Raw genomic sequence first — 1,009 nt, forward strand, 5'->3', positions numbered from 1 at the left:
CATTTTTCGCGCAAAGGCACGCGTTTTTTTGGGAAGACGTTCATCTAGATATATTGCAACAATGTCTTGGTTTGGATTTCTTGCTGGTATTTGCCACATATAATAAAGTATTGCATTTTTGCCTGCTGCAACCCGCTTTGCTTCAGGGTTTTCTGAATTTGAGGCAAAGGAGAGAAGCTCATCTGGTTTGAATGATTCCACATCTTCAGGAATAATCAGTTTCACGTTTGCGAATTGGATGATTTTTTTTTGGTTTTGTTTCTTTCAATTGCCCCACCCCGATTCCACGTTTGTTGCCTTATTCAAAATAAACACCTTCAAGAATTGATTTAGACGCTCAACATGGGTTTTTATGCCTTTAGTAGTAGGCGGTTTTTGAAAAGGCCTTGGATTATGGGCGGAGGGGCTTGCAAGGTGGGGTTGCACTAAGTTTTGGGTACTGCTTGCCTGACAAAAACGTTTAAAAATTGGGGCATCGCTAAATAGACTACTAATTTTGTCGTGCAGTGCGGCAAGCTGAAAAAAGACAACCGTGCCTGTCAACTTGCTGCATGAAGACAAAACCAATGAAACGAAACGAAAAAAGCACTTTCGTGAGGTGTGAGATTATGGCAAAGAGTTACGTGAAATTTGAGACTCCAAAGGATGTCAGTGCAAAGGCGCTTGAGGCAATCTCTGTTGCAAAGGACACGGGAAAGATAAGAAAAGGCGTCAACGAAGTGACAAAGGCCGTTGAGTCAGGAAGGGCGGTTTTTGTCGTAATTGCAGAGGATGTCGACCCCGAGGAAGTGGTCATGCACATTCCAATGATTGCATCTGAAAAAAGCATTCCGTTTTGCTATGTTGCAACAAGAAAGGAGCTTGGGACAGCTGCGGGCATGCAGGTTCCAACCACAACAGTTGCAGTTGAAAAGGCAGGCAACTCAAATGAGCTAATTAGGGATGTTGCCGAGGCACTCAAGCAGCCCCTTGCAGGGCAAAAGCCAAAGCAGGCTGAAAAGAAAGAAGC

General features: G+C 44.0%; 1 protein-coding gene. It reads left to right on the plus strand.

Annotation, left to right across the window (positions count from 1 at the left end; all coding sequences use genetic code 11):
• Window positions 1–608 precede the first annotated feature (608 nt).
• On the plus strand, window positions 609–1,009 hold a 401-nt coding region (locus FJZ26_06335), incomplete at its 3' end, for a 50S ribosomal protein L7ae (protein ID MBM3230024.1).

Source organism: Candidatus Parvarchaeota archaeon (assembly GCA_016866895.1).
Classification (GTDB): Archaea; Micrarchaeota; Micrarchaeia; order Anstonellales; family VGKX01; genus VGKX01.